The following is a 12,581-nucleotide window of genomic DNA, read 5'->3' on the forward strand; positions in this document are numbered from 1 at the left end:
GAGGAACATCCAACGAGAACCAAACCGTCAACAGACGCTGCGGCCGCGCGAGACCCGTGAGGGGTCTCACGGGCCGCCAAGCCCAGTGACCCTACATCTTATCCAAGCCCAAAAACTGTCCAACAATTGGGGTCCACCTTACTTCTGCCACGGCTGCCAGGCTCTAGCGTTGATCTGGTTGTCACATCGCCGCCATATGCGCTGCACTTCAAAAAGGAATATGGCAACGCCGACCAGCACGAGTACGTGGACTGGTTTCTCCCGTTCGGCCGCGAGATCAAGCGATTACTCAAGCCGGATGGCAGCTTTGTCCTGAACATCGGCGGAAGTTGGACGCCGGGCGCCCCGATCCGGTCGCTATATCACTTCCGGTTGCTGCTGGCCTTATGCGATGATCTTGGCTTTCACCTGTGCCAAGAGTTTTTTTGGTACAACCCCGCGAAGATGCCCGCCCCTGCAGAGTGGGTCAACGTCCGGCGGGTGCGGGTCAAAGATTCGGTCGAGTACATCTTCTGGCTTTCACCGTCGAAGTTCCCTAGGGCCGACAACGCCAAGGTGTTGCAAGCTTACAGCAAAGACATGGAGCGGCTGATCAAGCGAGGGGTTAAGAACACCAAGCGACCGTCTGGTCACAACATTAAAGAGAGTTTTGCGGCCGACAAGGGTGGATCAATACCGCCAAACATCATCGAGTGCGGTAATAACGAGTCCAATAGCCGCTACATTAAGGAATCTAAGCGGAAGGGACAGAAGGTCCACCCCGCGAGATTCCCCGCCGAGTTACCGCGTTTTTTTATGGAGTTCCTGACGAATCCAGGCGACTTGGTGCTCGACCCGTTTGCTGGGTCGAATACGACAGGTGCAGTCGCAGAACGAATAGGGCGTCGATGGCTCGCCGTGGAGAAGGATCGAGCGTACGCGAAGGATTCCGAGTTACGATTTGAGGAATTCGGTGAGGACTCCAGAGTCGGCCAGCGGCTGATGTTCAACATGAGTTCCAAGTAACAGCCACGCGAAGGCGTCGTTGTTCCAAGCGGGAACACTCGCGATTTGAACGCAAAAGACTCGCCACAAGCGACTTGTGACGAGTCCCAAAAAGAGCCAGCGAAGGGAGTCGAACCCTTAACCCCCGCATTACGAATGCGGTGCTCTGCCGATTGAAGCTACGCTGGCCGATTTGCCCGAAGCGACCTCGAGAAGGCGTGGTGAAACCAGCCGTCCGCTGACGCTGCCAAGGCAAACATCCGAAGCTAAAGAATGGGCTCTGTGCAGTCAAGGCGTCCCCTTGCCAGGTTCTCGCCAGGTAGTGGGTAAGTGCATTTGATGCATTGACCAACAAAAACCTTCACTCTCCCTTCGGGAGAAGTCGGGGTGAGGGCGTCTCAGCTCGAAGCCAATCGCCGATCCCCGCACCGCGGCCCTCTCCTGAAGGGCCTGAAGGGAGAGGACTCGCGGCACGCGGATCAAAGCCTGCACCCGCCTAATCGCCCACGAACCCCTCGCCAACAGGGTGAACGGCAGATCTTTATCCGGGGTTGGTGCCGGAAGTCTGTAGGGTGCCCTGGGGGCACCGTAACGCGAGAATCTCATTCGTGGTGTGCACAGCGCACCCTACAGTCCCGGGCCTCGCAGCAGCCGGCCGCTGCGTAGAAGTGACGCCTTCGACGTTCGCAACTCCACAGTCGGCTTTTCGGGGGATTTTCCCCAAAATCTGCGTGCCCTATCCGGCGAAAGCCGGTAGCATGGGGGAACTGCGGGCGAAACATTTCGCCGGTGCGCAGGGTAACACCCAGCGCACAGGCAAACGCCTGCGAGATGCCTTCGATTTTTTACTGGCCCGACGGGCAAACCCGGACGGGTAAAAAAACGGGGGCCTCTGACGCGCCACATCCACAATGGCATTGCCGGATGGCCAGGGGCAAGTCAACCATCCTGCCGGTAGTCGTCAGAGGCCCCGCGGGCCAGTCTCATTTAGGAACCGGACTCAGGCGTCCGCGTTCTGCCCTCTCCTATATGCAGGGGACGTGCCGATTCATGAGGGCGACGTCGCTCTCAGCCTGGCGCGCACTCGCGCGGGACCTTATTTTCCAAAGACTTAGTATCGATTTTCGCCGCGACATAATTTTCCTTTGTCCATGTTCGAAACTCCCCGTTAGTCGGGGTGGACCATGAAAAATCGCTCAAAATCGCTGTGCAGGATCGAGCACCGCTGCACTTCGCCCGACCAATGGTTCGAGAGCGACCAATTCGTATCACATTGAGACATGCCTGCATTTTACGGGCGTGCCAACATCCCTAATCTGCCCAAACGCATGGCGCTTCTTCCAAACCCGGGGCCGCGTCACTGCGTACGAACGACAGGCAGTGACTGGGTTTGTGCGCATAAGTCTCATTAGTAGAATGGCCGCTTCTCGTTCGCGGCCCCGATAACCAGTAGGGCTGATCTTTTGCCTGGGCTTCTCACCCCAGGGCCAATTGTTTAGGGAGGAACAGCAACGTGCCTGCCAATCCCGCTCGAATCGGACCCTACACCTGTGGCACGGGTCAGCCCCTGTTGGTCATTGCCGGGCCGTGTGTGATCCAGAACGAGGAGCTGACTCTCTCGATCGCCCAACGGCTCGACCGGCTGCGTCGCGAGTTGCCCATCCAGTTGGTCTTCAAAGCGTCGTTCGACAAGGCCAACCGCACCAGCGCCGACGCCTTCCGCGGCCTGGGGGTCGAGGCCGGCCTGGCGGTTCTCGCCCGGGTCCGGGAAGTCACGGGCCTGCCCGTAACGACCGACATTCACGAATCGTGGCAAGCCGAACCGGTCGGCAAGGTTTGCGACCTCTTGCAGATTCCGGCCTTTCTGGCGCGGCAAACCGACCTGCTGGTAGCGGCCGCCAAGACGGGCCGCGCCGTGAACGTCAAGAAGGGACAATTCCTCGCTCCGTGGGATATGCGGCACGTCGTGACTAAGCTGGAACAGTCTGGCTGTCAGAACATCCTGCTGTGTGAGCGCGGCACATTCTTCGGCTACGGGCGCCTGGTCAACGACATGCGCGCGATACCGCAGATGCGGGCCCTGGGCGTGCCAGTCGTGTTCGATGCCACGCACAGCGTGCAGGAGCCTGGCGGTCTTGGCGCGGCCACCGGCGGCAATCGCGCCATGGTCGAGCCGCTGGCCCGCGCGGCCACGGCCATCGGTATCGACGGACTGTTCTTCGAAACGCATCCCGAGCCCGACACTTCGCCCAGCGACGGACCGAACATGATCCCGCTGGACGAATTTCCGGCGCTTATCACGCGGCTGCTTTCGATTCGCGCGACGGTGGAGAAATTTTCGTGATTTCGATTCGACGACACTCCGAACCAAAGCGCGCCGCCGCGACACTAGCCCGAAGCGCAAGCGAGGGCATTGCTGCCACGAGGGGTATCGACCCTCGCTCGCGCTTCGGGCTTGTATCGTTGTTCGCTCGACACGTCGTGCTCGTCGCGATTATCGGTCTTACCACCAGCGGTTGCCAGGACACAAATCGCAGCCCGCGCTCGACACACGTCAGCTCCGCGACGTCGCGCGAGCAGATGAACGATCAGAATCTGCAATACGCTTTCGACGTGCTGCGCAGCACCGAGGAATTTCAGACGGCCGAATCGCTGCAGGCGGTCGTGGCCCGTTTGAATCAATGGACGCAGGACAAGCAGCCCCGCGCCGATTGGCAGCCCGAGCCGATCCTGGAAACGCTTCCCGAAGAGCTGCGCCAGCTCCCCGCCGTGCGCAGCCTGGGCGACTTACGTTTTCCCCCTATCGACGGTCCCGAGCTGCAGCAGACCGTATGGCTGAACGCGATTGCCGAGCGCGCCCGCGGGCAGGAAAGCCAACCGCTGCCGATCGCCCAGGCTCTTTTCGATTGGGTCGTCCGCAATGAGCAGATCGAGCGCGACGCCAACATGCCGGTGCCGCACATGCCGCGGGAGATCCTCATCCTCGGGCATAGCACCGCGGCCGACCGCGCCTGGATTTTTACTCTCTTATGCCGCCAGCAAGGGTTGGACGTCGTCGAACTGGCGATCGCCGGCGACGATGGTACGGAGCCACGTCTGTGGACGCCCGCCGTGTTTCTCGATGGCGAGCTTTATTTGTTCGACACGCGCTTAGGTCTGCCCATCGCCGGTCCCGAGGGCAAGCCGGTGGCCACGCTTCGCGACGTGCTGGCGGACGAGAAGCTGCTGCGTGCGATGGATCTTGATCCACAGCGGCTGTACCCGATCACCGCCGACGACCTGCAGCACCTGGTGGCGCTGGTCGAGGCGTCGCCGATGTTCATCTCGCAGCGCATGCAGTTGGTCGAATCGGAGCTGCCCGGCAAGGAAACATTGATTCTCACCGCGCATCCGTCGGCCCTGGCCGAAAAGGTGAAGTCGCATCCCGGCATCACCGGCGTCCAAGCGTGGCGGCTGCCGTACGAGCGCATGAAAAAGCAAATGCAGCTCGACCGCGAGACGCAGGTCAAAGCGGTCGCCGAGTTTGCCCCGTTCCAGATTCCCAACTCCATCCTCTGGCAAGCCCGCGTGCTGCACTTGTTGGGCAGCTTCGACGGCGACAAAGGGGCAAGCGTCCTGTACCAGTCGGCCCGCCCTTCGGATGCGGATTTGAAGTCATACCGCGACAAGGCGCCGGAAAAGACGCGGCCCAAGGTCGAGAACGACGTGGCGCGGATGAAAGAAGCCAAGCAGTCGGCCAGCTACTGGCTGGGGCTGATCGCTTTCGAGCGTGGCAACTACCCGGCGGCCATCGATTATTTTCAGACCCGCACGCTGGAGGCGGCGCCCGAAGGTCCTTGGACCGGGGGTGCCCGCTATAACCTGGCTCGCTCGCTCGAAGCGCTCGGTCGCACGGACGAAGCCATTCGCTATTACAAAGCCGACCTGTCCGCGCAGCGGTCAGGAAACCTGCTGCGGGCCGAGCGGCTGGAAGCGGCCAAGAAACCTGCGGAAACCGCCGAGAAAGAAAAGGAAGCGGCCGAGTGACCGCCGACCCGTCGCCCTACTGCCACAGACAGCCTTGCCGGGCGAACTGTCGGGCGGTAGACTTGTCTCTCTTACCAATAGGCAATTTTCGGCTGTAGATGAGCCCGCGATGATGGGCCGTTAGCGCGAGGGACTGAACCATGAAAAAAGGCATTCATCCCAAGTACGTGACAACGCACGTTAAGTGCGGTTGCGGCAATACCTTTGAGACGCGCAGCACCCAGCCCGAGCTGAAGGTCGATATTTGCAGCGCCTGCCACCCGTTCTTCACCGGTAAGTTGAAGTACGTGGACGCGGCCGGACGTATCGAAAAGTTCAAGAGCAAGTTTTCTGGAAGCGGTTACGCCAGCGTCGAACGCGGCAAGAAGGGCGGCAAGGCGGCCAAAGCCCAAGCTGCCGAGACCTAGCTGCTGGAGACTGGCGTTCTGCCAGTCTCTTTCGAGTCGGACCGCACCGACCTTGGCGTGTGCGCCGGCTCACTTCTTCTCCGCGCGATTTTTCGGCGTGGCTCTCGAACTGCTTCCGGTTTCGTGCATGCGCACTTTTATTGGGTGAATTCCGATGAGGGACCAACTCGACCAAACGCTGGCCCGTTTTGAGGTGCTGGAAAAGCAACTGCTCGACCCAGCCGTGCAGGCTAACGGCGCGCAGATGGCCGCCGTATATCGCGAGCACGGCTCGCTGGCCAAGCTGGCCACCAAGTATCGGCGCTTCAAGGACTTGAACGCGCAGATCGCCGAGGCTCAGGAAATGATCGCCGGCTCGGATCCTGACATGCGCGAGCTGGCCGAGGGGGAGCTGCCCGGTCTCAAGGAGCAGCGCGAGGCCTACTGGGACGAGCTGTTGGATATGACCGTCGGCGGCGAAGATGCCAACCGCACCCGCTGCATCATGGAGATTCGCGCGGGAACCGGCGGTGACGAAGCGGCCCTGTTTGCCCGCGACCTGTACGACATGTACAGCCACTACGCCGACCACAAAGGCTGGAAGGTGGAAGTGATGGACATGAACGCCACCGAACTGGGTGGCTTCAAGGAAATCGTCCTCAGCGTTTCGGGCGAAGGTGTCTATCGCGAGCTGCAGTACGAAAGCGGCGTCCACCGCGTGCAGCGCGTCCCCAAGACCGAAGCCAAGGGACGCATTCACACCTCGACCGCCACCGTGGCCGTCATGCCCGAGCCCGAGGATGTGGAAATCGACATCAAGCCCGACGATTACCGCAAGGACCTGTTTTGCGCGAGCGGTCCCGGTGGGCAGCACGTGAACAAAACGGCCTCGGCCGTGCGTTTGACCCACTACGAGACGGGCATCGTTGTCAGTTGTCAGGACGAAAAAAGTCAGCACAAGAACCTGGCCAAGGCCCTGCGCGTGCTCAAAACGCGCGTCTACGAAATGAAGCGCCAAGCCGAAGATGCGAAGCGCGCCAGCGAACGCAAAACCCTGGTCGGCAGCGGCGAGCGCAGCGAGAAAATCCGCACCTACAATTTTCCCGAGAACCGCGTCACGGATCACCGCATTAACCTCACGCTGTACAAGCTGTCGAATATCCTGGCGGGCGACCTCGCGCCGGTGACCGAAGCCCTGATCGATTACGATCGCCAAGCGCAGCGATCGCTGATGGGTACCGTCGATTGAACTCCTCTACGGCCTGCTGCTCTCTGCCTGCTGCCCGCCGCTATCTGACTACTGACTACCGGCAACTGACTACTGGATTGGCCATGTCCGAAGCCGAAGTGTGGACCGTCGGGCGGCTGCTGACCTGGACGGCCCAGTTTCTGAAGGATCGCGGCGCCGAGAGTCCCCGCTTGGACGCTGAAATCTTGCTGGCCGAGGCCCGCGGCAGCCGGCGGATCGACCTTTACACCTCGTTCGAAGAAGCGCCGACCGAAGAAGTCCGCACGAAGTTCCGCCAGTTGGTCAAGCAGCGGGCCGAAGGCATGCCGGTCGCCTACCTGGTAGGCCGCCGCGAATTCTATTCGCTGCCGTTTCAAGTGACCCGCGACGTTCTCATCCCGCGCCCGGAAACCGAACTTTTGGTCGTGCGCCTCTTGGACCTGTTGGCAGCAGGCGCGCAGCAGACGCCCGGCGAAACTTTGCACGTTGCCGACGTGGGCACCGGCAGCGGGATTATCGCGATCTGCGCCGCCAAGAGATTTGCGAATTGCCACGTGACCGCGATCGACAAGAGTGCCGCCGCGATAACAATCGCCCGCGCGAATGCCGAACAGCACGGCGTGGCCGAGCGCATGGAATTCGTCGAAGGCGATTTGCTATCAGGGCTGCCGGCCGAGCCCACGTTCGATTTCATCGCCAGCAACCCGCCCTACGTCAGCGAAGCCGAATTCGCGCAGCTAGCACGCGATGTACGCGATTTCGAGCCGCGCGGGGCACTCGTCTCCGGGCCGCACGGCACCGAGGTCATCGAACGCCTGGTGCCGCAGGCGGCCGAACGGCTGAAATCGGGCGGGCATCTCTTGACCGAGATCAGCCCCATGATCGAAGCTGATGTGCGGCGCCTGATCGAGAGCGACGCACGCTTCGAACTCGCCCCAACGATTAAGGACCTGGCCGGCCACGCTCGCGTGGTACAAGCCAGGCGAAGATAAACGACGAGAGGCGACGAGCTTTACGACCCTTCCATCAACAACGCTGCGTCAAAACTTCGGTGCCACTGGTGGCTCGTGCACCAGTGCTGAACTCACAGCAGACACCGCTCTTCACCGAGAACCTAGACAGCCAGCAGCATGGATGCTCTGCGAATCACAGGCGGCGCGAAGCTCGCCGGCACGGTTTCGGTCAGCGGATCGAAGAATGCGGCGCTCCCGATGATGGCCGCGGCGATACTTGCCGACGGACCTGTGCGAATTGATGGCGTGCCGCGCCTGCTTGATGTCGAAACGCTGGCACAGTTGCTCACGCGGCTCGGCATGTCGGTGCGACGTGACGCCGCCGGCTCGGTCCACTTGGAGAACATCGATGCGACGCTTGTTCGCGCCGACCGGCGACTCGTCGCGCGCATGCGGGCAAGCTTCTGCGTGCTTGGCCCCTTGCTGGCTAGGCGCCGCAAGGCGATTGTTCCGCTCCCTGGCGGCTGCGCGATCGGGGACCGCCCTGTCGACTTGCACTTACGAGGCCTGGCGGCGCTGGGCGCCGACGTGCGGATCGAACGCGGCTGCGTGATCGCCAAGGCCCGACGACTCTCGGGCGCGATGATCGATTTATCGGGCCCGCGCGGCCCAACCGTGACCGGCACGGCCAACGTGATGAGCGCGGCCGCGCTGGCCCGCGGCAAAACCGTGATCACCGGCGCCGCGATCGAGCCGGAAGTTGTCGATCTCGGCGAGATGCTCAATGCGCTCGGAGCGCGCATCGCGGGCTTAGGCACACCGACCATCGAAATCAGCGGCGTCAATCAACTCGGCGGCGGATCGTATCGGATAATCCCCGATCGGATCGAAGCGGCGACGTTGCTCTGCGCCGGGGCGATCACGGGAGGAAGCGTTGCCGTGAGTGGCGCACGCGCCGATCATCTGACGGCGGTGCTCGAAGCGCTTGAGGCCATGGGCTGCACGATCGATATCACTGCCGATCAAATCTCTTTGCGGTCTACAGGTAACCTTAAGCCGATTTCATTGACGGCGCTTCCCTATCCCGGCATTCCGACCGACGTGCAATCACAACTCACGGCCGTGGCGACGCGAGCCACAGGGCAAAGCCGCATCGCGGATCGGGTGTTTCCCAAACGATTTCATCACGTCCGCGAATTGGCGCGGTTGGGCGCGGCCGTCCGTCACGTTTCTGGCCGCGCGATCGTGCGTGGCCCGGAGAATTTAACCGGCGCAGTGGTGACGGCAACGGATCTGCGGGCAAGCGCCGCACTTGTCCTCGCCGGCCTGGCCGCCTCTGGCGAAACGATCGTCCGCCGCGTTCGGCATCTGGATCGGGGCTATGAAAGGCTCGAAGATAAGCTCGCAACATTAGGAGGAAGGGTCGAGCGCATTTCGAAAGTGCGACAGGCGGCAGTTCAAAGCTGAGGTGTTTCGATGAAATGCAACGCGCGAACAGGATACATCGCCGACTATCGGTCCGCGATCGGCGGATGCCTAGTCGCCTTGATAATCAGCACGCCGTCTCATTCGCAGGATGGCCAGCAGGCTGCGCCATCCTCTACGCTTAAGCTTGTACTGCGGTCACTGCCAAGCACAACCGAATCGCTCATTGTCCTCGGCCCTTACAAGCCCCATCCGCCCACCCGGCCCGAGCCGATTGGTCACGCGGCCGACGGTTCGCCGTACTTCGCGGCGGACGCACAGCTCAAGGATGTGACAACCGAATGGGAAGCCTACCGGTGTAATCGCGTATTCACTTCCATGGACCGTCGCGTCGAGTCCTATTGCGAAACACATGAAATTGATCTCTCGGTATTTTCCTTTCGCGCTTTGCGCACTGAGTTTGCAATTCCCGGTGGCACTTCGATTGAAGCGTGTCAGATCGTTGTCTTCAAAGACCGTCTAGAGAATTCGATCGAAGACTTGTTCGAGAACCCACTTGCGGAAATAGCAGGCACGGACGTAATCGAAATTTTCGAAAAGACTGTGCCCGTCGGAGGTCCCAATCAGCCAGCGGTCGTCGGCCCCGTTCAACCTCCGCCGAAGAGGGACCGGATGTTTCTCGCAATTCCTTACGATCGCATGCTTGTCGCGTCGAACTCGTGGGCCGTTCTCACGCACGTTTTGAAGTCCCTACGAGCCACGTCAGTGCCCGACAATGGCCTTCGAGCGACGCGTGACGCCGGCCATACGCGTCTGTGGGGTGTTCGCCGCTTTGGGCCATCGTTTGCACGTGATGGCACCGCGGCAGTCGTTCAGCGCGATCCTGGGGCTAAACGGCTTGAGATGGCGTACGAAGCGGCCACCGATTCGGTTGTCCTGCGATACATTTCGTCGGCACGCGATTCAGAAGCAACGCTGCAAACGTTCTTTCAGTCAATCGGACAGAAAGTGCCACCGGTTCGCAGACGGGATGCAGAGACCGTGGAATTGACCCTACGGGAGCCGGCGCGTGAGTGGATTCTGGTTTTCGCTGTTCTGGGAATGCTTGTACTGCCTTGACGATCCACCGGCGCTCGGCCCAGAATCGAGCCATGAGCTCGCCCTTACCTGATCTGCGCATCGGCCATGTGAACGTCGGTTTTCCGGTCGTTCAAGCGGCACTTTCCGGCTACAGCGATTACGCCATGCGAGCGATCGCCCGGCGCCTGGGGGCGACCTATGCGCTGTGCGAGGTCGTGCTCGATCGCATTATCATGCAGACGCGCCGCAAGGAGCGGTTGCGCTTCATGCACGTCGCCGATGACGATCATCCCGTGGGCGGGCAGTTGATGGGGAGCGACCCGGAAGAATTCGGCCCGGCCGCCGCGCACCTGGCCGCAGCCGGGTACGATGTGATCGATATCAATTTCGGCTGCCCAGTGAAAAAGGTGCTGGGGCGCTGCCGTGGTGGCTTCCTGCTCAGTCAGCCGGAGATTGCGCTGGAGATCGTGTCGCGCGTCCGCGAGCATGTCCCGCCCGAGCGGCCGGTGACGGTGAAGATGCGGCGTGGGCTCGACGATTCGCAAGAGAGCCGCGACAAGTTCTTCACGATCTTCGACGGCGCGTTCGCCCGCGGCGTCGCGGCGATCACGGTACACGGCCGCACGGTCGAGCAGCGCTACATCGGGCCCAGCCGGTGGGAGTTCCTGCGCGAAGTGAAGCAGCACGCGGGCACGCGGACCGTGCTCGGCAGCGGCGACCTGTTCTCGGCCGAAGATTGCCTGGCCATGATGCGCGAAACGGGGGTCGACGGCGTCACGGCCGCGCGCGGCGCGATCGGCAACCCGTGGATCTTCGCGCAAACGCGAGCCTTGGCCGCAGGGCTACCGCTGCCGGCTCCCCCCAGCGTTCACGAGCAGCGCGAAGTGATTCGCGAGCACTACCGTTTGGCCGAACAGATTTATGGGCCGAACGCCTGCGGCCGGCAAATGCGCAAGTTCGGGATCAAATACGCGCAATTGCATCCGCAGGCACTCGAGGTGCGCGACGCGTTCATCCGCGTCAGTCGCGCTGACGAGTGGCCGCTGGTGCTCGAAGAGTTTTACGCCGAGGATCGACCGGGCAACTATGCGCCGGCCGGTCCGGATGGCGCCGTGGCCGAGGATGCTGAATGCGTCGACGCCGCGTGAAGGGCCGCTTCGAGTTCTTCGCGAACCGTAGCGTCGGTTTCGTGTTTTAGGCGCTGACGTAGCGCTGCCGCGATCGTGCTTCCTCCGATTTGACCCAAGGCCCAGGCGCAGGCGCCGCGCACGAGCGATTCCGTGTCCGCAAGACCCGCGACGAGCGCCGAGACGGCCTCGCCGCAGCGCCTGTTCCCCAGCACGAGCGCCGCGTTGCGCAGCAGGCCGCGCCGCTTCGCACGCCACAATGGTGTGTCCCGGAAGCGGGCGCGGAAGCTCTCGTCACTCAATGAAAAAAGCGGGATCAACTCCAGCGGCCGCGAGCCCTCGTGCGGCTGCAATGCCGGCTCGTCACTCTCGGGCGCCCGGCGGTTCCACGGGCAGACATCCTGACAGACGTCGCATCCGAAGACCCAATCGCCTAACCCAGAACGCAATTCCATCGGCACCAGCTCGCGCAACTCAATGGTCAGGTAACTGATGCAGCGGCGGCTGTCGAGAACGTACGGAGCGACGAAGGCCTGCGTCGGGCAAGCGTCCAAACAGGCGGTACACGTGCCGCAATGATCGGCCGCGTGCGGGGCGTCGTAGTCAAGTTCGACATCGGTCAGCAGCACCGCCAAAAAAAACCAACTGCCGATCTCGCGATTCAGGAGCAGCGTGTTCTTGCCAATCCAACCCAACCCGGCCAGTTGGGCGAACTCCCGTTCCAAGAGGGGCGCCGAGTCGACAATGCCCCGCGCTAGAGCCGTTGGCACCTTGGCGCGCAAGGCTTCACGGAGTATGCCCAGTCGTTCGTGAATCAGATCGTGATAATCCGCGCCCCAGGCATATCGCGAAATGCGCCCCTGTCCCGGCTCCGGTGTTACCGGTTCCGCAGTGCGATAGTTCATCGCCAGCACGAGCAAGCTGCGCGCCCCGTCGAGCACGTGGCGCGGATGCTCGTAAGCCGCCTCGCGCTTCGCCAGATAATGCATTTCGCCGGCAAAGCCCTGGGCCAGCCAATCGCGCAAATGCTCGAATCCCGCCGCGGGGACGGCCGGGCAGGCGCCGGCCAGGTCGAAGCCCAGTTCCCGCGCCGTCTGTTTCAAATAAGTGGTCAGCGCCGCACGATCCATGCGGCAAGTCTAGCAGACAATAGACGGTCGCGCCCGCGATGATTGCGGCCGCTCAGGCAGCCGTCTTGCGCGTGTCCGGCCGATGGACGGGCGAGGCGTGGGGTGGCGTCGGCACGTTCTGCCGTGGATCGTATCGCCGACGCAAGGCCGCGCGACGCGCTTCGGGACTGGTCGCAATCGCGGCCGGCTCATCGGTCCGATGCCGCGTGAACCAGGTCATCAGGGCCGGCAGCATCACGAGC

The 12,581-nt window shown here is 62.1% G+C and carries 11 protein-coding genes and 1 tRNA gene; 9 read left to right on the top strand and 3 right to left on the bottom strand.

Going from position 1 to position 12,581, the window contains the following annotated elements:
- The first annotated feature begins 126 nt into the window (after nucleotides 1-126).
- Entirely contained in the window at nucleotides 127-1,005 is an 879-nt protein-coding gene (locus VHD36_14780; protein ID HVU88583.1) for a site-specific DNA-methyltransferase, read from the top strand.
- A gap of 94 nt (nucleotides 1,006-1,099) precedes the next feature.
- On the opposite strand, the gene VHD36_14785 is transcribed toward VHD36_14780, so the two are convergent.
- Nucleotides 1,100-1,173, bottom strand: a tRNA-Thr gene (locus VHD36_14785).
- A gap of 1,324 nt (nucleotides 1,174-2,497) precedes the next feature.
- Between VHD36_14785 and kdsA the strand changes: the two genes are divergently transcribed.
- The 8 genes from kdsA to VHD36_14825 all read left to right on the top strand — a co-directional run bounded on the left by kdsA (nucleotide 2,498) and on the right by VHD36_14825 (nucleotide 11,230).
- Nucleotides 2,498-3,328 carry a 3-deoxy-8-phosphooctulonate synthase gene (kdsA, locus tag VHD36_14790; protein HVU88584.1) on the top strand — a complete coding sequence of 277 codons (831 nt, stop codon included), beginning with the start codon at nucleotides 2,498-2,500 and terminating at the stop codon, nucleotides 3,326-3,328.
- Nucleotides 3,329-3,447: 119 nt separating this feature from the next.
- The gene (locus tag VHD36_14795) at nucleotides 3,448-5,010 is read left to right on the top strand and encodes a tetratricopeptide repeat protein (protein HVU88585.1); all 1,563 of its coding nucleotides are present in this window, start codon (nucleotides 3,448-3,450) and stop codon (nucleotides 5,008-5,010) included.
- 140 nt (nucleotides 5,011-5,150) lie between these two features.
- Nucleotides 5,151-5,417 (top strand): 50S ribosomal protein L31, encoded by a 267-nt coding sequence (gene rpmE, locus VHD36_14800; GenBank protein HVU88586.1) that lies wholly within the window; start codon nucleotides 5,151-5,153, stop codon nucleotides 5,415-5,417.
- A 154-nt stretch (nucleotides 5,418-5,571) separates the two neighbouring features.
- Complete coding sequence (gene prfA, locus VHD36_14805; GenBank protein ID HVU88587.1) at nucleotides 5,572-6,645, top strand: peptide chain release factor 1; 1,074 nt, start codon at nucleotides 5,572-5,574, stop codon at nucleotides 6,643-6,645.
- An 83-nt stretch (nucleotides 6,646-6,728) separates the two neighbouring features.
- Nucleotides 6,729-7,616, top strand: coding sequence for a peptide chain release factor N(5)-glutamine methyltransferase (prmC, locus tag VHD36_14810; GenBank protein ID HVU88588.1), 888 nt, complete (start codon nucleotides 6,729-6,731; stop codon nucleotides 7,614-7,616).
- A 138-nt stretch (nucleotides 7,617-7,754) separates the two neighbouring features.
- The gene (gene murA, locus VHD36_14815) at nucleotides 7,755-9,044 is read left to right on the top strand and encodes a UDP-N-acetylglucosamine 1-carboxyvinyltransferase (protein HVU88589.1); all 1,290 of its coding nucleotides are present in this window, start codon (nucleotides 7,755-7,757) and stop codon (nucleotides 9,042-9,044) included.
- A 9-nt stretch (nucleotides 9,045-9,053) separates the two neighbouring features.
- Entirely contained in the window at nucleotides 9,054-10,121 is a 1,068-nt protein-coding gene (locus VHD36_14820) for a hypothetical protein (protein HVU88590.1), read from the top strand.
- A gap of 32 nt (nucleotides 10,122-10,153) precedes the next feature.
- Complete coding sequence (locus VHD36_14825; protein ID HVU88591.1) at nucleotides 10,154-11,230, top strand: tRNA-dihydrouridine synthase; 1,077 nt, start codon at nucleotides 10,154-10,156, stop codon at nucleotides 11,228-11,230.
- Here VHD36_14825 and queG read toward each other — a convergent pair.
- Together queG and VHD36_14835 are read right to left on the bottom strand one after the other, a co-directional pair.
- Nucleotides 11,167-12,339, bottom strand: a complete 1,173-nt coding sequence (gene queG / locus VHD36_14830) for a tRNA epoxyqueuosine(34) reductase QueG (protein ID HVU88592.1) — start codon at nucleotides 12,337-12,339, stop codon at nucleotides 11,167-11,169. The two genes, VHD36_14825 and queG, sit on opposite strands and share 64 nt — an antisense overlap.
- A 52-nt stretch (nucleotides 12,340-12,391) precedes the next feature.
- The coding region (locus VHD36_14835; protein ID HVU88593.1) for a hypothetical protein at nucleotides 12,392-12,581 on the bottom strand (190 nt) is incomplete at its 5' end.

The organism is Pirellulales bacterium (genome assembly GCA_035546535.1).
Taxonomy (GTDB): domain Bacteria; phylum Planctomycetota; class Planctomycetia; order Pirellulales; family JACPPG01; genus JACPPG01.